The organism is Pseudomonas sp. BN415, assembly GCF_029871195.1.
Classification (GTDB): domain Bacteria; phylum Pseudomonadota; class Gammaproteobacteria; order Pseudomonadales; family Pseudomonadaceae; genus Metapseudomonas; species Metapseudomonas resinovorans.
The window spans coordinates 13,910-30,177 of the sequence record NZ_SSOK01000065.1 but is presented as its reverse complement, the minus strand read 5'-3'; the positions used below and the strand labels follow the sequence as shown (position 1 = coordinate 30,177).

The following is a 16,268-nucleotide window of genomic DNA, read 5'->3' as shown; positions in this document are numbered from 1 at the left end:
CCTACATAGAGCCTCTCTGCATTTCAGGAACCATGAGCTAATGCCACTTCGCATCTGCATTCTCGAAACTGACATTCTCCGCCCCGAACTGGTCGATCAATACAAAGGCTACGGCCTGATGTTCGAGCAGCTGTTCGCCAAACAGCCGATTGCTGCGGAGTTCAGTGTCTACAACGTAGTGCAGGGGCATTACCCGCCGGAGGGTGAGACGTTCGACGCCTACCTGGTGACCGGCAGCAAGGCCGACTCTTTTGGCACCGATCCCTGGATCCTGAAGCTCAAGGAGTTCCTGCTGGCGCGCTACGAGGCCGGCGACAAACTGCTAGGCGTCTGCTTCGGCCACCAACTACTCGCCCTGTTGCTGGGTGGGCGTACCGAGCGCGCTACGCAGGGTTGGGGCGTGGGCACCCATAGCTACCAGCTGAAACAGAAGCCGGAGTGGATGACCCCCGATCTGGAAGACCTGACCCTGTTGATCAGCCACCAGGACCAGGTCACCCAACTGCCGGAAAACGCCACGCTGCTGGCCTCCAGCGACTTTTGCCCGAACGCCGCTTACGCCGTGGGCGACCAGGTGCTGTGCTTCCAGGGTCACCCGGAGTTCGTCCACGATTACTCCCGCGCGCTGCTCGACCTGCGCCAGGACTTCCTCGGTGATGAGGTCTACAAGCAGGGCGTGAGCAGCTTGAACCGCGACCACCAGGGGGCTGCCGTGGCTGAGTGGATGATGCGCTTCATCGCTCGCGACCGCGCGGCCTGATCGGAGCTTTACGGAAAAACCCGCCTTCAGGCGGGTTTTTTGTCGCATGGGGCGTGGCCCGTTCGTTCACCATCCACGGGCTGGAAATTCACGCGATGGATTTCCAGCGCAGCAGACGTCGCCCTTCACAGCCAGCCGTAGTACTTGAAGCTGGCATAGAGCGCGGTACACCCGGTTGCCACTAGCCCCAGCACGCCGAAGTAACCGTATTGCCACGTCAGCTCCGGCATGTATTGGAAGTTCATGCCGTAGATGCCCGCAACTGCCGTCGGGAAGGCAAGAATGGCGGCCCAGGCGGCGAACTTGCGTTGCACCACGCTCTGCCTGGACGACTCCAGCAACAAGCCGATTTCAATGGCATGATCGGCCATTTCGCGCAGGCCGGTCAGGTCTTCAAGCAAACGTTTGACGTGGATGGCGATGTCACGGAAGTAAGGCCGCATGTGCTTGTCGATGAAAGGGAAGTCCAGACGCTGCAGCTCCTCGCAGATTTCCCCCATGGGGCCGATGTAGCGGCGCAGGCGCAGCAGGTCGCGGCGCAAGCAGTGGATGCGTTCGACATCGGACTTGCCCAGCGGGCGCTCCAGCACGTTCCGTTCGATCTCCTCCAGCTCTGCATGGAAACTGTCCATCAGCGGCCGATAATTTTCCAGCACGAAACTGAGCAGTGCGTAGAGGACGAAGTCTTCGCCGTGGTCAAGCAACAGCGGGCGCGCCTCGCAGCGCTGGCGAACGCGGGAGTAGGGCGCGGATTCGCCATAGCGGGCACTGATGATGTAGCCCTTGCCGGCGAACAATTGCGTCTCGATGAACTGCAGTTCACCGTCGACCTCGATCGGCGAATAGACCACCAGGAACAGGGCGTCACCGAAGGTCTCCAGCTTCGGACGGGTATGGCGGGTGAGGGCGTCTTCAAGGGCCAGTTCGTGCAGGTCGAACTGTCGCTGCAGGTTGCTCAGCTCTTCCGCGCCGGGGTCATGCAGGCCTATCCAGACGAAGTGCCCCGGTTTGCTGGCCCATTGCAAGCCTTCATCGAGGGTTATGTCGGTGACTTTCCGGCCTTTGGTATATACAGCGGCGGCAACGACTCGACCCATGGTTCAGCGGTTCCTTCATCCGTTGGTGGGAAGTTTGGCGCGCAGGTTATCGCGCCTGATCTTCTGAGTCTTGCCGAAGGCCGAGGTTCTGCAATGGTAAGACTAGAGCAACTGCTCTAAGTTGATCGTTCCCCTCACCGATCGAAACAAGGAGAACAAATTGATCGAGGCCTTCCGATTTTCTGCAGGTCGGTTCCATTGCCCCTATCGGGTCTACCGTTCGGCCGTTGCCGGTCCGGTACTGATCCTGTTGCCGGCCCTTGGCGTAGCTGCGCGCAAGTACGAAAACTTTGCCCTGGGACTGGTGGCTGCCGGCAACCAGGTGCTGGTGGTGGATTGGCCCGGCCAGGGAGAAAGTGACCCACGGCCGAGCCGTCGGTTGGACTATGGCTACCGTGACCTGGTCGATGAGTTCGTACCGAGCTTGCTGACGGCTGCTCGCCAGCATTTTCCCCAAGGTCGTTTGGTTTTGCTGGGTCATAGCCTGGGCGGGCATATCGCGACGTTATTTGCTGCCGCCAATCCCCAGGCCGAGGTCGCGGTGGTGGGCGTGGCCTGCGGGAATATTCATTACCGCAACTGGCCGGGCAGGCAGCGCTTGCTGACGCCCAGCGTGGCCATGATCTTCAACCTGTTGACGGCCGTGTTCGGATATCTGCCGGGCAAGACCATCGGTTTCGGTGGCCATGAAGCACGCAGCCTGATGCGTGATTGGGGGCGAGTGGCCTGGACGGGTAACTTCGATCACCTCGGGTTGGATCTTACTCTTCCTCGACACAACCGGACGTCGTCCCTGTTCATTGGCATTCACGGCGACTCTTTCGCCCCGGAAGCCTCGACCCGAGGCCTGGCCGCGTTGATCCAGGAACAACCCCAGGTCCGCATGCTGCGCTCTCCAAGGCCGGCATCAGAGCATCCCCATAGCGCCTGGCTACGTTCCCCAGTGACTGTAATCGAGGAGATCGTGAGTGGGTTGGCGCTGCTTCGTTGTGAGGTCTCCACCGGTCAGAAGCTCTGAAATGTTCTGTTACAGCCGCTGGTGTTCAATAGGTAACTCACTAGAGAACGCGGGGCCTGTCATGACGCTAAAGAAGTGTTTGCTGGCGATGGCGATCTGCTCGGTTTTGAGTCTGTCTTTCACCGTCTTGCCGAGTGATCTCTCCAGCGCATCGAGTGCCTATGCCAAGGATGGCGGGGGTGGCGGTGGAGGAAGTGGCGGCGAAGGAGGTGGCCATGGCGGCAGCGGCCATGGTGGCGATGGAAGTGCTCGCAGCGGTGACGGCGGCCACTCCGGAAATAGCGGCCCCGGTAGCGCTCACAGCGACCGCGGGGCAGACGATGGAGCGGGCCATAATGTCCGCGACGATCACGGCCAGAATGCGGGTGCCGAACCGGGCGATGACAACGGCGGAGCCATGTAGCTGCACCCCAAAAGAGAAAGCCCCGCATCGCGGGGCTTCTTCGTGTCTGGGAGCTTAAACCAGGTGCTGTTTATCCAGCTCGATGGCTGCATCCAGGGTTTCCAGCAGCGCCTTGCGGACCTTGAGTTTGGTGTTGCGGTGGGCGGTCATGTTGATCTTCTTCAGTTGCAAGGCGGCGGCGCGAGCGGCCTCCCGCAGGTGCTCGATCGGTACGACCTTGTCGAGGAAGCCGGCATCCAGCGCGCCCTGCGGATCGAACATCTCGCCATTGATCACCGATCGGTTGAAGGCGGACTTGCGCAGACGATCACGTGCCAGTTCGATGCCCACGTGGTGCATGGTCATGCCGATCTGCACTTCGTTTAGGCCAATGCTGAACGGGCCTTCGACGCCGATACGGTAGTCCGCCGACAGCAGGATGAAGGCTCCTTTCGCGACGGCATGACCCGGGCAGGCGACGATGACGGGGTAGGGGTGTGCCAGCATGCGGCGGGCCAGCGTGGAACCGGCAGCGACCAGGGCGACGGCGTTCTGCGGACCGGACGTCATCACTTTCAGGTCGTAGCCACCGGAAAGGATGCCCGGCTGGCCGGTAATGACGACAATGGCCCGGTCCTGTTCGGCGCGATCCAGCGCGGTGTTGAAGGCAGCGATCACATCCGGGGAGATGGCATTCACCTTGCCGTTGCTGAGGGTCAGGGTGGCAATACCGTCTTCGAGTTGGTAGGAGATCAGCTCACTCATGGCAGGTTCCTTGTTAAGAAGTGGATCGACGTTACTCAGCGCTACCGTGGAGGTAAAGGACCGAGACTGACTGCTCGGTCATCCCCGGTTCCTGGCTCCTCGCACCCAGTTCAAAAAAGCCTCCGCTATGCCACGGCAGGCCACTTGACAGCAGAAGTGGAAATTGGCATGCGGAAGAAATTTTCATAAACGCATGAAATTTATGAAAAAAGTGTTTGCATTCCGGAAAACACTCCACTAAATTAGCGCACCTCGACGGGGCCAACGCCTCGAAGAGATTCCGGTGAGGTGTCCGAGCGGTTGAAGGAGCACGCCTGGAAAGTGTGTATACGGGAAACCGTATCGTGGGTTCGAATCCCACCCTCACCGCCACTTTCCGTACAGATAAGCCCTTGATTTCGATAGAGATCAGGGGCTTTTTCTTTGCCTGCGAAAAAGTGGGTGTCGAAAAAGTGTCGAAGGTGCCTTTGGGCTGCCTGTGTTCAGGTCGTGTATAGTGACCCCATTGCCGTTCAGGCTAGAACTCGTTGGAAAGGTAGCTGTCATGGCTGGTCACGCAGAAAATCACAATGGCGTAAAGGGTGTTGTCTCTCGGGACAAGCGCACTGGGCGTTTTGTGCGCATCCTCGCCAAGAGGAAGGCGGTGAAATCCGAGTCCGCGCCGATCAAGCACCTTTCCGACAGCGAGTCGCGTGAGCTGTCAGACGTCTTCGTCGAGCTACTGACCTCGCGATAAGGCTCCCAGTCAAGGATGACGGAGCCAAGGATCGACAAATCTCCCGTATTCGAAGCAGCTTGGACGAAATCAGACCAGCGACTTCGCTCCTTCCTGGATTCCCTCGTTGAAGCATTTGCGGCCTACGTTCAGCGGGGCGATCACGATCATTTTGGCCGTGATGAACCTCTGGATTGGCCCTCAAGTGCTCGTGCAGCCGCGCTCAAGCATATCCATATCATTCCTGTTGATCCTGATCTGAATCCTCGATTCTTCAAGAGCTGGAAGTTGAAGCGGCCGTTTCGGCGTACCTCTGATCGTATGCTGATTTATGTGAAGGACGATAAGGGCAATTACTGCTTGCTCGCCTATCTGCATGACGATGCACACACGCTGTTGAACAAGGCATCCCTTGTTGGGCATCTGGCCGATCTGGCAGAAGATTGGTTCCGGCAGAACGAATCTTTTCCAGTGAACTGATAAACCCTCTTCCTGAAATCTCCAGTCCTGGACAAGAATGGCCCATCGCCATGGAAGACAGGGCCATCCAGGATGCGCACGAACTACGTTCTAATCGACTACGAAAACGTCCAGGTCCAGTCCCTGGAGCTGCTGCAGCAGCCTCACTTCAAGATTCGAGTCTTCCTTGGCCCCAACAACACCAAGCTACCTACTGAGCTTGCAGTCGCTATTCAGCGCTTCGGTGATAGGGCGGACTACATCCTGCTGGATACGCCTGGTCAGAATGCCCTCGACTTTCACGTTGCCTACTACATGGGGCGGCTGGCCGTAGAAGAGCCGGATGCGTTCTTCCACGTCATTTCCCGCGACAAGGGCTTTGATCCGCTGATCAAGCACCTCAAAGGTAAGAACGTTTTTGCCGCTCGCTCTGAAACCATCGAAGGCATGCCTTGCTTCTCGCCGCCCAAGATCGTTCCGCCACCTTCTCCCAAGCTGGAGCCAGTGAAGGCGTCCCCTTCGAAAACAACGAAGGCGGTCAATGAGGCTGACATTAACCTGGTGATCGCTGACCTGGTCGGCCGTAAGGCATCCCGGCCGCGAACCATCAAGACGCTGCTCAATACCATTCGCGCCAAGCTGGGTAAGCAGACAGTCGAAGAGATTGAAGGCGTCTTCCAAGCATTGAAGCAGCGCGGCTACGTGGAGTCGGATGGAACCAAGGTGTCTTACAAGCTACCCAAGAGCGCATAGAGGATTGAGCTTTAACGCATCCTGCAGATGATCCGGCGATAGATGCGCATACCGCATTGTCATGGTCAGCGACGCATGCGCCTGAATTGCCGGCGAGAAAACCGGGGAGGCATCTTGGTGCTGACCTTCTTGGGCTGTCCCCATAGGCGTTGCGGCCTCCTGGATACAGCCTGGTGATTCCTGGCGCCTCGGCGGTCAAAGGGCCGTGTGGATCGAGGCCAGCGGCGCGGTGGCGTCGATCAGTTGTGGTAGCCCGCCTTGCACAGGCCATCGAGCAATGTGTAACCCACAACGTAGATGGTTTTGCCGGTGTCCATGGCAAGTGCTTCGGGGGTGCGTTGAAGCTTGATGGCGACGTTCTTGGCGATCTCCATGGGCGTCACTTTCGCGTAGCAGACCTTGTCCGTGTCACGGTCATTCCTGTAGCGCTGCGCGCAGTGGTACTTGCGGCCAGACGATTTCAGCCCGACCTCAACATCCTCGTCCGGGGTGGAGGGCACGATCCGGACGTACTCGGCTTGAGGTCCCCTCCAGATTTCGGTGGTCTGGCAGCCGGTAACCATCAGCGCGAGCGCGAAGGCGGTCATTCGAAAAACGTCCATGTCATGTCCTTGGGTAAGTGGTGTGCTCCGGGAGCGTAGCAATCCAGAACGGGCGATAGCCCATCCATCGATTGGCCCGGCCGGCTGATGGCGGCTCCACCGTCTCGGCGCTATAGTCCGCGACCTTTCGATTCCCCTTACGGCACAGTGCTATGGACGACGATCTCGACCTCCACGAACCCGAACATGATCACCTGCTGGACAACGACGATGACCTGGATGGCGAGTTCTTCGACGACGAGGAAGTCGATCCGCTCGATGCGTCGGAAGGCGAGTGCGATTACTGCGGCGAGTTGACCGGCAGGACGGACCGGCGCGGCCAGTTCGTTTGCGGCGATTGCGCTGATTTCGACTGAGATCAGGCGAAATTTTCGCCCTGGTCCAGCACGGCAATGGCCCACTCCTCCTTCCCTGGCTCTACCAGCTCAGCGACGCGCCAGGTCCTGACGCGGCCAACGTCGACGTGGATGAAGCCTTTCGAGGGATAGAAGCCCACGCCACCGGCACCGATGCCGCGCACCAGTTTGCCCAGTCGTTCGATGCTGACTCCGGGGATGCGGATGTCGGCGGCCATGCCGCGGATGTGCAGGGAGTGGCGGGCAGCGCCTTCCAGAGTGGCGTTGTGCTGCGGGGTGCGATAGCCGCTGTTGACCAGGATGCGGGTGGGCAACTGGTTGATGCGCAGCCAGGCCTGGATGAGGAAGAGCAGGTCGAGCAATTTGACGTTGACCTTCACCGTGCTCCGGTACTTCACGTCGCGCAGGATGCGGCAGCCCTGACGATAGCCTTCCAGATCCCAGCCCTTTCCCTTGCGGAAGTAGCAGAAGGTGACGACTTCGCCGGAGGCCGGGCGTTCCAGGCGCAGGTGGCGATCGCGGTTGAGCAGGCGGGCATGGAGGTTTCGGGGCCGTAGCGTCACGTCGATCCGCGTGGCCAGGGCATCGCCCATTGCCAGGGCGGCGCCGAGGGCGGCGAAGGCCGTGAGCACCTGGCGTCTGGACATTCCGGGAGAGGAAGCAGCCATGGGCGACCGCTCGCTGGGAGGTCGGGGTTTTCGACTATACACCCGGTCGCTGACGATGCAGAAGATCCGTCAAGAACCCTGCGAGCGCATGGCGCCCTGCCGTTCAGCGGTGTCCTTTCCTGTGACCGTCCCGGTCTCGGTCATCATGGTCGCGGCGGTCGTCCCAGCCTCCACGGTGATGGTCGTCGTCATCATCGAAGTGGTGGATGATGCAGCCGCTGCCACTGGCCAGTACGACGGCCAGCAAGGCGATCTTCACGAGGTTGGCAAGCATGGGCGGTACCTCTCGAGGCACTAGGATCGGACACCCCATGTCCATGAGACAGGTCGTCGGTGAAAAGAGTCGACTCGAATCAGTCGTCGGACTTTTCCAGGCGGCGGGCGATCTGTTCCAGCAGGATCAGATCCTGCTCGACCAGACGGCCTTCGTTGGCGGCAAGCGTGAGCCGCTCCAGCACCTGGCGTGAGCGTGGGCTAAGGGGCTGTGCGGGGCCGTAGCGGCCATCTTTGGATTCGGCAATCTGCATGGCGGAATTGAGCAGGTCGTTGAGCGATACCTCCAGCGCCTTGGCGATTCGCCTGAGGTCTTCGAACGAGGGCTCGCGGGTATCCCGCTCGTAATTACCGATACGGGACTGTGATTCCCACCCGCACTCGTTGGCCAGGGCCTGCTGTGAGAGTCCTTTCAGCTTTCTGTAGTGCGCAATGCGCGATCCAAGCGTGTTCATGCCGCGAATCTTAATGACGGAATGAATCGTCCTTGGCTCACTTATCGTGTTTGCATGGTGTGCGAAACGTGTTTATGGTAGGCCGCAATCCACGAATTGCCAAGGTCACTCAAGGATGATGAGGAAAGCTCGCAGGGTCGCGAGGCGGTCACCACCAGGGACCTTGCCGCTCGGCAGCACAGCGTGCCGAGAATGCGATAGGCCCGCAGCCGCATGTCGCGATGCGGCGCGGCCGGCCTCGCCAACGGGCTGCCGCTGGTGGTTGGGCCCCTGGGCGACCGGCCCCCCCTGTTGAAGCTGCTGTACTGTCTCTGGTTGCCCCCTGTCCGCGCGAGCGGGCAGGGGGCTTTTGCATTCAGGCCAGACGGAAGCGCCCGACTTCGGTTTGCAGCTCCGTGCCAAGTCGGGCCAGGTCCACGCTGGCGACCGATGTCTCTTCGGTGGCGGCAGCGGATTGCTCGGCTACGTCCCGGATGCTGGTGACGCTGCGGTTGATCTCCTCCGCCACGGCGCTCTGCTGCTCGGCAGCGGTCGCGATCTGCTGGTTGAGCTGCTGGATGTTGGACACCGACGTGTTGATCGCCAGCAGGGCGTCGCCGGCTTCCTTGGCAGCTTCTACTGTCTGGCCGGCCTGGGCGCGGCTGCGTCCCATCATGTCTACCGCACCCTGGGCGCCGTCCTGCAGTGTGCTGACCAGTTGCTCGATCTGGGTGGTCGATTCCTGGGTACGGCGGGCGAGGGCGCGTACTTCGTCGGCCACCACGGCGAAGCCGCGTCCGGCGTCTCCGGCCCTGGCCGCTTCGATAGCGGCATTGAGTGCGAGAAGGTTGGTCTGTTCGGCGATGCTCTTGATCACATCGAGCACCGTACCGATGTTGGTGCTGTCGTGCTTGAGCCGCTCGATGGCACACGCGGATTGCTCGATGGCGTGTGCCAGGTTCTCGATGCGTTCGATGGCTTGCTGGACAACGAGGGTGCCGTGCTGCGCCTGGCGGTCGGCGTGGCCGGCAGAATCGGCTGCGGATTCGGCGTTGCGGGCGACGTCCTGGACGGTGGTGACCATCTGGTGCATGGCCGTGGCCACTTGCTCGGTTTCCATCTTTTGCTGGGTGACGCCGGCGCTGGTCTGCTCGGTCACGGCGGACATCTCTTCGGCGGCGGTGGCCAGTTGTTCGATGCCACCGCTGAGGCGCTTGAGCAGGCTGCGCAGGCTCTCGGTCATGTCCTGCATGGCTTGCATCAGCTGACCCAGCTCGTCCTTGCGGTCGCTGCGGATATCCGAGGTCAGGTCACCGGCCGCGACCTTGCGTGCCTGGTTAACCGCCTGGCGCAGAGGCACCACGATCAGTTGGGCGATCAGCAGGGCCGATAGCAGCCCCACCACAAAGCCGATGGCGGCCGCGGTGACCAACATGGTCTTGGCTTGGCGGGCGTCGGCTTCCAGCAGCTGCATCTGAATGTTCAGTGCATCGGTGGAGGAGTCAGAAATGCCCGAAGCACGGGTAGTGAGTTCTGTTTCAGTGTCGGCGTGGAGCTGGATGCTCTGGCGCAGGTTGGCGAATTCGCTGCGGTAGTGCTCGATCTGCTTGCGTGCCGCATCAAGGTCCTCGCGGGCACTCGGCTCGCTGATCCTGCCGGCCAGGTCATTGGCCCGGCTGTCGAGGGCATCGAACAGGGCATTGAGCTTGCTGGCGTACTGATCGTCGCCGCGCATGACGAAGTCCTTTTCATGGCGCCGCGCGGTGAGCACATCCTTGGCCATGCCGGAGGCGTGGGTCGCGCTTTCCAGGGCGCGAATGCCATTTTCGTCGCCGCTCTGGCGGATCTGTTGCAAGGCCGCTTCAGTGAGGCGCTGTTCCAGTTCATCGAATTGCTTGAGCGCCTCGCGGGCGGCCTGCTCCATGTTCTGTTGGGCGCTGCGCTTGTTTTTCTCCGTAGCTGCCAGGCCGGCCAGTTTCTGCTGGTACTGGCCGAGATCCGCCTGGATCTGTTTCATCAGGTCGATGGTCTTGGGGATGGTCATCACCTTCAGGGTGTTGTCGGCGATGCCCTGTATCTCCCCGATAAGCTGCAGCGCATTGCTGATGGCCTGCTCGTCACTGCGAATGATGAAGTCCTTCTCGTGCTGGCGCACCTGATAGAGCTTGGTATCGATGTCGTTGACCCTTAGCAGGATGTCGAAGCGGTGCAGGGCGCCTTCCAGTGCGCGCCAACTGGTCCAGGCCACGAGCAAGGTAATGGCGAGTACCAGGCCGAATCCGGTCAGCAGCTTCTGGCGAACGCTGAGGTCATTGAAGAAACGCTTGATCGAGCCGTTCATGGCAAGCGCCTTTCGTCGAGCTGGCAAGGGAAGGCGCAAACGGTTGGCAGAGAGAAGGGGCAGGCGAGGGCGAACATGGATTGACGTCCTGTCGAGGGGAATGATTCATGGCTTATCGCCATGAGTCATCAATCTAGACGCACCAATTCGGTGCTGTCCAGCTTGCGGACAGGTGGCCAATTGCTGATATGGATAGCCACTATTGAGGCAACTGATTTCTATTGGTTCGGCCCGCCCCATAGTCTTTGCAGCATGTGAAGCGAAGGAGGTGAGGCCATGTCCCACGTCGATGTCATGTCCCTGGTCGGTACAGCGGTTCCGGAAGCGCTCCGGGCTGATGGTCATATGGCCTGCTGGTTCGTGGTGGTGGACGGCGTGATGCGTTCCGGCCCCTTCACCTCCCGCGAGGCCGCAGGCGCCAGCAAGGCAATCTGGCACCTGGAATTGTCTCGCCGCCAGCGCGGCCCACAAGTCCTGCTGGCCTGAGGCTCTGGTTCCTCACAGCTCTTTTTCGGCACCATGCTCCCTTGGCCCGCCTTTATGGCGGGCATTTTGTTTGTGCGCCCGGCGTCTTGGTTAAACTGCGGTTTTCTGCTGGAAGCTGCATCGTGAAGTGGGACATTTTCTGCAACGTCGTCGACAACTTTGGCGATATCGGTGTGACCTGGCGCCTGGCGCGCCAACTGGTGACCGAACATGGCCAGACGGTGCGCCTCTGGGTGGATGAGCCGGCGGTTTTCGCGCCGCTTTGTCCCCAGGCCGATCCCGAGGCGGAAAGCCAGTGGCATCAGGGCGTGGAAATCCGTCACTGGCAGCGCGATTGGCGACCGGCGGAGCCAGCGGATGTGGTGATCGAAGCCTTCGCGTGCCAGCTGCCTGAACCCTACCTGGAAGCAATGGCCGCCAGGACGAATAAGCCCCGTTGGCTGAATCTGGAGTACCTCAGCGCCGAAGACTGGGTGGCCGGATGTCACGGGTTGCCGTCTTTCCAGCCCAACGGGCTGCAGAAGGTCTTCTATTTCCCTGGATTTGCCGATGGCACCGGGGGCTTGCTGCGGGAGGCTGCGCTGATGGAGCACCGCCAGACCTTCCAGGCCGACCCACAGGCGCGCCGGACTTTCCTCGAAACGCTCGGCGTGGAACTGGAGGAGGGCGCGCTGCTGATTTCGCTCTTCGCCTACGAGAACGCCAGTCTGGCCGGATGGATGGGCGCGTTGGCGGCCGGCCCTCGACCGGTGCAATTGCTGGTGCCCGTTGGTCGGGTGCTGGCGGACCTGGCTCGTTGGCTGGGGGAGGACATGTTGAGCGCGGGCAGCCGTTTCCGCCGTGGCCAACTGGTGATCCAGGTCCTGCCTTTCGTCAGCCAGGATGATTACGATCGGATTCTCTGGTGCTGCGATCTCAATGCGGTGCGCGGCGAGGATTCCTTTGTCCGTGCCCAATGGGCCGCGCGTCCGCTGCTCTGGCATATCTACAAGCAGGACGAGGATGCCCATTGGGACAAACTGGAGGCGTTTCTCGGCCTCTATTGCCAGGCCTTGTCCCCGGCCGCGGCTGCCGCGCTGACCGAAGCCTGGCGCGCCTGGAACCGAGGCGAAGGCATGGGCGAGGCCTGGAACACGCTGTCGACGCACTGGCCGGAGATCGCGCGGCATGCCGAGCGCTGGTGCGTCCAGCAGGCCGCACGCACTGATCTCGCGACGGGTCTGGTGCAGTTTTGTACAAATTCGCTATGATACGCGGCCTGTTTTTTGTCACTCATCCACATCGGATATTCGTATGAAAACCGCTCAAGAGTTCCGCGCCGGCCAAGTCGCCAACATCAATGGCGCTCCCTGGGTCATCCAAAAGGCCGAGTTCAACAAATCCGGCCGTAACAGCGCAGTCGTCAAGATGAAGCTGAAGAACCTGCTGACCGGCGCCGGCACCGAGACCGTATTCAAGGCCGACGACAAGCTGGAGCCGGTCATCCTCGAACGCAAGGAAGTGACCTACTCCTACTTCGCGGACCCGCTGTACGTGTTCATGGACCCCGAGTTCAACCAGTACGAGATCGAAAAGGCTGACCTGGAAGGCGTGCTGACCTTCATCGAAGACGGTATGACCGACGTCTGCGAAGCCGTGTTCTACAACGATCGCGTGATCTCCGTCGAACTGCCGACCACCATCGTTCGCCAGATCGCCTACACCGAGCCGTCCGTCCGTGGCGACACTTCCGGCAAGGTCATGAAGACCGCTCGCCTGAACAACGGTGCCGAGCTGCAAGTATCCGCCTTCTGCGAAATCGGTGATTCCATCGAAATCGATACCCGCACTGGCGAGTACAAGTCCCGCGTCAAGGCCTGAGCCTTTTAGCGAGACAGGAAAAAGCCCGCGAAAGCGGGCTTTTTCGTTTCTGCGGTCAGTTCTTACTTAAGGTGTTCCTTGATCGCCTCGCCGGCTTGCTGCATCGCGGCGCGGGTGCCCGGGACCTTGGCCAGCACGTTGAGCAGGCCGAAGTCGTGGATCATGCCGTTGTAGCGCACGGAAGTGACCTCCACGCCGGCGGCGTCCAGCTTGCGGGCGTACGCTTCGCCTTCATCACGCAGTACATCGAACTCCGCGGTCTGTACCAGGGCGGGCGGCAGGCCTTTGAGTTGCTCGGTCGAGGCCTGCAGTGGCGAGGCGTAGATCTCGGCGCGCTGGCGCGGGTCGGTGGTGTAGCTGTCCCAGAACCACTTCATCATGTTGCGGGTGAGGAAGTGGCCGTTCTCGAACTGGTTGTAGGATGCGTTGTTGAAGCTTGAGTCCGTGACTGGCCACAGCAGGGCCTGGAAGCGGATCTTCGGCGTGCCCTTGTCCTTGGCCATCAGGCTGACGACTGCAGCCATGTTGCCGCCCACGCTGTTGCCGGCCACCGCCAGACGGTTGCCATCCACACCGATTTCCTTGCCGTGCTCGGCCACCCACTTGGTGGCGGCGTAAGCCTGGTTGATCGCGGTCGGGTACTTGGCTTCGGGCGAGGGCGTGTAGTTCACATAAACCGCCACGGCGCCGGAGTTGGCCACCAGGTCACGGATCAGGCGTTCGTGGGTCGGGTAATCCCCCAGTACCCAGCCACCGCCGTGGAAGAACATGAACACCGGCAGGGTGCCTTTAGCGCCGGCTGGGCGGACGATGGTGAGGTCAATCTTCTGATCACCGGCTTCGATGGTCTTCTGGCTGACATCGGCCTTCGGCAGTTCCAGTTTCACGCTGGTCTGGGCGCCCACCAGTACCGCACGAGCATTCTTGGGTGCCAAGGTTTCCAGGGGCTGGCCGCCGCCTGCCGCCAGGGCTTCGAGGAAGGCCTGGGTGTTGCGTTCCACGCCCGGGCTGCCAGCAGCGAAGGCATGGCTGACGGAGAGGGCGAGCAGGCTGCCGGCAACGAGGGTGCTGATCGATTTCATGGTGGGTTCCTCTATCTGTCGTTTGCTTTGATGTCTAAAAATTTGCGCGCTAAGTAAGTGCGTGAGGTGGAAGTTAGACGCGATTTAGTTAGCGCGCAAGATATTTGTTGGAGGATTTTGGAATAGTGACCTGAAGATTCAGGAATAAGGCCGTTAGACGGCCTTTCCCAGACTGCTGCGCAGCGACACCAGTTCGTCCTTGAGGGTGCCCAACTGCTCGGTGGAGCGTTCGGAAGCAGCGAGGATACAGGCGGGTACGGACTTGGCTTTCTCTTGCAGGGCTCGACCCTGTTCGGTGAGGCGCAACTCGACTACGCGCTCATCCTTGCTGCTGCGCGTGCGGGTGATCAGACCTTCGGCTTCCAGGCGCTTGAGCAGCGGGGTGAGGGAGCCGGGATCGGTGAGCAAGCGATTGCTGATTTCTCCCACGGTGATGCCATCGCCTTCCCAGAGCACCATCATGGCGAGGTACTGCGGATAGGTCAGACCCAGCTCCTGGAGCAGGGGTTTGTACACCTTGGTCATCATCAGGGAGGTGGAATAGAGGGCGAAGCAGAGCTGGTTGTCGAGCAGCAGTTCCTTGCAGGGAGGTGTAGACATGGCGGGTCTCCAGAAACGGTGATGGCGACCAATTTAGCGCGCAAGCCTTTCGTGGGCAAAATTCATTCTTTCCATCGCTGACCGCGCATCCTTGCAATGCCTTCATCAGGCGCCACAATTTCCCGGTCAATCTCTGCAAGGACTGCATCATGGATAACCTGCAAAATCCCTATCAGGCACCTCAGGCGGAACTCACCGTCAGCAGCGTCGCCGAACCCTTGCTCGCCTCGCGCTGGACGCGTTTGGGCGCCGCGCTGATCGATGGCCTGATCATGAGCGTGGTGACCGTACCTGTGGCGTACTTCTCCGGCACCTTCGCGGCCGCCCAGCAAGGCATCGAGCCGAGTTTGGGCCAGCAACTGCTGAGCCTGGTGGTTGGCGTGGCGGTCTTCCTGCTGGTCAACGGCCACTTCCTCAAAACCTACGGCCAGACCCTCGGCAAGCGACTGCTGAAGATTGCCATCGTCGACCTCAATGGCCAGGTGCCGGAACTGGGCAACCTGTTGCTCAAGCGATACCTGGTCTGGTGGCTGCTCGCGTATGTCCCAATCGTCGGCATGTTTCTGGTGCTGTTGGATTACTTGTTCATTTTCCGCGCGGACCGTCGCTGCCTGCATGATCGGCTGGCAGCCACCCGCGTGGTGCAACTGCCACGCTGATCAGGCCCGGCCCAGGCCGCCCAGGGCGAGGTCCCAGGGCGGTACCGGGCCGAAGCGATTCTTCAGGAACTCCAGCAGCAACCGGCTTCTCGAGCTGGCTTCTCCTTCCAGGCGCAAAGCGTAGATGCCGCTGGGCTCCGGCGCCGGGAGGCCGTTTTCGCAGAACAGCGGCACCAGCTCTCCGCGCACCAGGTGTTCGCTGATCAGCCAGGTCGGCAAGTGGGCGATGCCGAGCCCCGCCGCGGCGCTGAAGAGCAGCGCTTCGGCGTTGTTCGCGGCCAAGCGCATGCGTCCCGGACGGATATGTTGCAACTTGCCATCTATCTCGAAGCGCCAGGCATAGGGCGGTGCCAGGGCATCCCAGTCGAGGCCGTCATGCTCGGGTAGTTCGCGCGGGTCACGGGGAATGCCGCGCCGTCGCAGGTATTCCGGGCTGGCGCAGAGTATCCGCACCAAGGGCGCCAGTGGTGTGGCCACCCGACGGCTATCGGCTAGGGGACCGATGCGCAGCACCAGGTCCACCTGGCCGAGGTTTTCGCCCTGCATGTCGATGAAGCTGTCGATCAGCCGCAACTGCACGTCGAGCCCGGGATAGGTGGTGAGGAATTCGGCAATGGCTGGCGCCAGGTGGCGGCGGCCGAACGGGGCGGGCGCATCGATGCGAATCAAGCCCTCGGGCAGGCTGCTCAGGGACACCGCCTCGGCGCGAGCCAGGCGTAGTTCTGCCAACACCCGCTTTGCTCGTTCGGCAAAGGCCAGGCCGGCGGGAGTGGCCTTCACCGCATGGGTGCTACGCACGAAAAGGCTGCTGCCCAAGGCACGCTCCAGGGCGTCGATGCGCCGTGCAACGGCCGAGGGCGTAAGCGGATGGCGCCGGGCTGCGGCGGAAAAGCTACCGGCCTCCAGCACGTCCAGGAAAAGGGCCAGCTGTTCGGTGAGGGCATCTGGGTTCATTTGG

At 61.0% G+C, this 16,268-nt stretch carries 20 protein-coding genes, 1 tRNA gene and 1 pseudogene; 11 read left to right on the top strand and 11 right to left on the bottom strand.

Annotated features, from left to right (window positions below; all coding sequences use genetic code 11):
• Positions 1–40 precede the first annotated feature (40 nt).
• On the top strand, positions 41–760 hold the full coding sequence (locus E8F20_RS23965) for an amidotransferase (protein WP_280285980.1): 720 nt from the start codon (positions 41–43) through the stop codon (positions 758–760).
• 125 nt (positions 761–885) lie between these two features.
• On the opposite strand, the gene E8F20_RS23960 is transcribed toward E8F20_RS23965, so the two are convergent.
• Positions 886–1,857 carry a magnesium and cobalt transport protein CorA gene (locus E8F20_RS23960; protein WP_280285979.1) on the bottom strand — a complete coding sequence of 324 codons (972 nt, stop codon included), beginning with the start codon at positions 1,855–1,857 and terminating at the stop codon, positions 886–888.
• A gap of 160 nt (positions 1,858–2,017) precedes the next feature.
• On the opposite strand from E8F20_RS23960, the gene E8F20_RS23955 reads away from it, so the two are divergent.
• The gene (locus E8F20_RS23955) at positions 2,018–2,875 is read left to right on the top strand and encodes an alpha/beta fold hydrolase (protein ID WP_280285978.1); all 858 of its coding nucleotides are present in this window, start codon (positions 2,018–2,020) and stop codon (positions 2,873–2,875) included.
• 457 nt (positions 2,876–3,332) lie between these two features.
• Here E8F20_RS23955 and E8F20_RS23950 read toward each other — a convergent pair whose 3' ends face one another.
• Positions 3,333–4,022 carry a crotonase/enoyl-CoA hydratase family protein gene (locus E8F20_RS23950; RefSeq protein ID WP_280285977.1) on the bottom strand — a complete coding sequence of 230 codons (690 nt, stop codon included), beginning with the start codon at positions 4,020–4,022 and terminating at the stop codon, positions 3,333–3,335.
• A 282-nt stretch (positions 4,023–4,304) separates the two neighbouring features.
• Here E8F20_RS23950 and E8F20_RS23945 point away from each other — a divergent pair.
• From E8F20_RS23945 to E8F20_RS23930, 4 genes are all read left to right on the top strand, one after another.
• Positions 4,305–4,394, top strand: a tRNA-Ser gene (locus tag E8F20_RS23945).
• A gap of 172 nt (positions 4,395–4,566) precedes the next feature.
• Positions 4,567–4,758: a hypothetical protein gene (locus E8F20_RS23940; protein ID WP_280285976.1), complete on the top strand. Its 192-nt coding sequence runs from the start codon at positions 4,567–4,569 to the stop codon at positions 4,756–4,758.
• A gap of 15 nt (positions 4,759–4,773) precedes the next feature.
• The gene (locus E8F20_RS23935) at positions 4,774–5,217 is read left to right on the top strand and encodes a type II toxin-antitoxin system YafO family toxin (RefSeq protein ID WP_280285975.1); all 444 of its coding nucleotides are present in this window, start codon (positions 4,774–4,776) and stop codon (positions 5,215–5,217) included.
• A gap of 72 nt (positions 5,218–5,289) precedes the next feature.
• On the top strand, positions 5,290–5,949 hold the full coding sequence (locus tag E8F20_RS23930; RefSeq protein WP_280285974.1) for a PIN domain-containing protein: 660 nt from the start codon (positions 5,290–5,292) through the stop codon (positions 5,947–5,949).
• On the opposite strand, the pseudogene E8F20_RS23925 reads toward E8F20_RS23930, so the two are convergent.
• A pseudogene (locus E8F20_RS23925) lies at positions 5,932–6,027 on the bottom strand (integrase); the annotation flags it as partial. The gene E8F20_RS23930 and the pseudogene E8F20_RS23925 sit on opposite strands and share 18 nt — an antisense overlap.
• Before the next feature lie 161 nt (positions 6,028–6,188).
• Positions 6,189–6,551, bottom strand: a complete 363-nt coding sequence (locus tag E8F20_RS23920) for a hypothetical protein (RefSeq protein WP_280285973.1) — start codon at positions 6,549–6,551, stop codon at positions 6,189–6,191.
• Positions 6,552–6,703: 152 nt separating this feature from the next.
• Between E8F20_RS23920 and E8F20_RS23915 the strand changes: the two genes are divergently transcribed.
• The gene (locus E8F20_RS23915; protein ID WP_280285972.1) at positions 6,704–6,907 is read left to right on the top strand and encodes a hypothetical protein; all 204 of its coding nucleotides are present in this window, start codon (positions 6,704–6,706) and stop codon (positions 6,905–6,907) included.
• A gap of 2 nt (positions 6,908–6,909) precedes the next feature.
• Here E8F20_RS23915 and E8F20_RS23910 read toward each other — a convergent pair whose 3' ends face one another.
• The 4 genes from E8F20_RS23910 to E8F20_RS23895 form a co-directional block, all read right to left on the bottom strand.
• Complete coding sequence (locus tag E8F20_RS23910) at positions 6,910–7,575, bottom strand: DUF882 domain-containing protein (protein ID WP_280285971.1); 666 nt, start codon at positions 7,573–7,575, stop codon at positions 6,910–6,912.
• Positions 7,576–7,678: 103 nt separating this feature from the next.
• Entirely contained in the window at positions 7,679–7,849 is a 171-nt protein-coding gene (locus tag E8F20_RS23905; protein ID WP_280285970.1) for a hypothetical protein, read from the bottom strand.
• A 79-nt stretch (positions 7,850–7,928) separates the two neighbouring features.
• Positions 7,929–8,303 (bottom strand): helix-turn-helix transcriptional regulator, encoded by a 375-nt coding sequence (locus E8F20_RS23900; RefSeq protein ID WP_280285969.1) that lies wholly within the window; start codon positions 8,301–8,303, stop codon positions 7,929–7,931.
• A gap of 355 nt (positions 8,304–8,658) precedes the next feature.
• The gene (locus E8F20_RS23895; protein ID WP_280285968.1) at positions 8,659–10,623 is read right to left on the bottom strand and encodes a methyl-accepting chemotaxis protein; all 1,965 of its coding nucleotides are present in this window, start codon (positions 10,621–10,623) and stop codon (positions 8,659–8,661) included.
• A 276-nt stretch (positions 10,624–10,899) separates the two neighbouring features.
• Between E8F20_RS23895 and E8F20_RS23890 the strand changes: the two genes are divergently transcribed.
• The 3 genes from E8F20_RS23890 to efp all read left to right on the top strand — a co-directional run bounded on the left by E8F20_RS23890 (position 10,900) and on the right by efp (position 12,969).
• Complete coding sequence (locus E8F20_RS23890; RefSeq protein WP_280285967.1) at positions 10,900–11,109, top strand: hypothetical protein; 210 nt, start codon at positions 10,900–10,902, stop codon at positions 11,107–11,109.
• Positions 11,110–11,228: 119 nt separating this feature from the next.
• Positions 11,229–12,359 carry an elongation factor P maturation arginine rhamnosyltransferase EarP gene (earP, locus tag E8F20_RS23885; RefSeq protein ID WP_280286004.1) on the top strand — a complete coding sequence of 377 codons (1,131 nt, stop codon included), beginning with the start codon at positions 11,229–11,231 and terminating at the stop codon, positions 12,357–12,359.
• 43 nt (positions 12,360–12,402) lie between these two features.
• Entirely contained in the window at positions 12,403–12,969 is a 567-nt protein-coding gene (gene efp, locus E8F20_RS23880) for an elongation factor P (protein ID WP_028627254.1), read from the top strand.
• 62 nt (positions 12,970–13,031) lie between these two features.
• On the opposite strand, the gene E8F20_RS23875 is transcribed toward efp, so the two are convergent.
• The gene (locus E8F20_RS23875) at positions 13,032–14,051 is read right to left on the bottom strand and encodes an alpha/beta hydrolase (RefSeq protein WP_280285966.1); all 1,020 of its coding nucleotides are present in this window, start codon (positions 14,049–14,051) and stop codon (positions 13,032–13,034) included.
• A gap of 153 nt (positions 14,052–14,204) precedes the next feature.
• A complete protein-coding gene (locus tag E8F20_RS23870; protein WP_280285965.1) occupies positions 14,205–14,651 on the bottom strand; it encodes a MarR family transcriptional regulator in 447 nt (148 codons plus the stop codon).
• A gap of 149 nt (positions 14,652–14,800) precedes the next feature.
• Between E8F20_RS23870 and E8F20_RS23865 the strand changes: the two genes are divergently transcribed.
• Positions 14,801–15,310, top strand: coding sequence for an RDD family protein (locus E8F20_RS23865; protein ID WP_280285964.1), 510 nt, complete (start codon positions 14,801–14,803; stop codon positions 15,308–15,310).
• Here the strand turns inward: E8F20_RS23865 and E8F20_RS23860 are convergent, their stop codons facing one another.
• Entirely contained in the window at positions 15,311–16,264 is a 954-nt protein-coding gene (locus E8F20_RS23860; protein WP_280285963.1) for a LysR family transcriptional regulator, read from the bottom strand.
• Positions 16,265–16,268 lie beyond the last annotated feature (4 nt).

Coding starts and splice junctions, on each gene's coding strand:
- E8F20_RS23900 (WP_280285969.1), bottom strand. CDS start 8,303: ATGAACACGCTTGGATCGCGCATTGCGCACTACAGAAAGCTGAAAGGA.
- efp (WP_028627254.1), top strand. CDS start 12,403: ATGAAAACCGCTCAAGAGTTCCGCGCCGGCCAAGTCGCCAACATCAAT.
- E8F20_RS23965 (WP_280285980.1), top strand. CDS start 41: ATGCCACTTCGCATCTGCATTCTCGAAACTGACATTCTCCGCCCCGAA.
- E8F20_RS23910 (WP_280285971.1), bottom strand. CDS start 7,575: ATGGCTGCTTCCTCTCCCGGAATGTCCAGACGCCAGGTGCTCACGGCC.
- E8F20_RS23935 (WP_280285975.1), top strand. CDS start 4,774: ATGACGGAGCCAAGGATCGACAAATCTCCCGTATTCGAAGCAGCTTGG.
- E8F20_RS23940 (WP_280285976.1), top strand. CDS start 4,567: ATGGCTGGTCACGCAGAAAATCACAATGGCGTAAAGGGTGTTGTCTCT.
- E8F20_RS23875 (WP_280285966.1), bottom strand. CDS start 14,051: ATGAAATCGATCAGCACCCTCGTTGCCGGCAGCCTGCTCGCCCTCTCC.
- E8F20_RS23860 (WP_280285963.1), bottom strand. CDS start 16,264: ATGAACCCAGATGCCCTCACCGAACAGCTGGCCCTTTTCCTGGACGTG.
- E8F20_RS23960 (WP_280285979.1), bottom strand. CDS start 1,857: ATGGGTCGAGTCGTTGCCGCCGCTGTATATACCAAAGGCCGGAAAGTC.
- E8F20_RS23950 (WP_280285977.1), bottom strand. CDS start 4,022: ATGAGTGAGCTGATCTCCTACCAACTCGAAGACGGTATTGCCACCCTG.
- E8F20_RS23920 (WP_280285973.1), bottom strand. CDS start 6,551: ATGGACGTTTTTCGAATGACCGCCTTCGCGCTCGCGCTGATGGTTACC.
- E8F20_RS23895 (WP_280285968.1), bottom strand. CDS start 10,623: ATGAACGGCTCGATCAAGCGTTTCTTCAATGACCTCAGCGTTCGCCAG.
- E8F20_RS23930 (WP_280285974.1), top strand. CDS start 5,290: ATGCGCACGAACTACGTTCTAATCGACTACGAAAACGTCCAGGTCCAG.
- E8F20_RS23865 (WP_280285964.1), top strand. CDS start 14,801: ATGGATAACCTGCAAAATCCCTATCAGGCACCTCAGGCGGAACTCACC.
- E8F20_RS23915 (WP_280285972.1), top strand. CDS start 6,704: ATGGACGACGATCTCGACCTCCACGAACCCGAACATGATCACCTGCTG.
- E8F20_RS23905 (WP_280285970.1), bottom strand. CDS start 7,849: ATGCTTGCCAACCTCGTGAAGATCGCCTTGCTGGCCGTCGTACTGGCC.
- E8F20_RS23890 (WP_280285967.1), top strand. CDS start 10,900: ATGTCCCACGTCGATGTCATGTCCCTGGTCGGTACAGCGGTTCCGGAA.
- E8F20_RS23870 (WP_280285965.1), bottom strand. CDS start 14,651: ATGTCTACACCTCCCTGCAAGGAACTGCTGCTCGACAACCAGCTCTGC.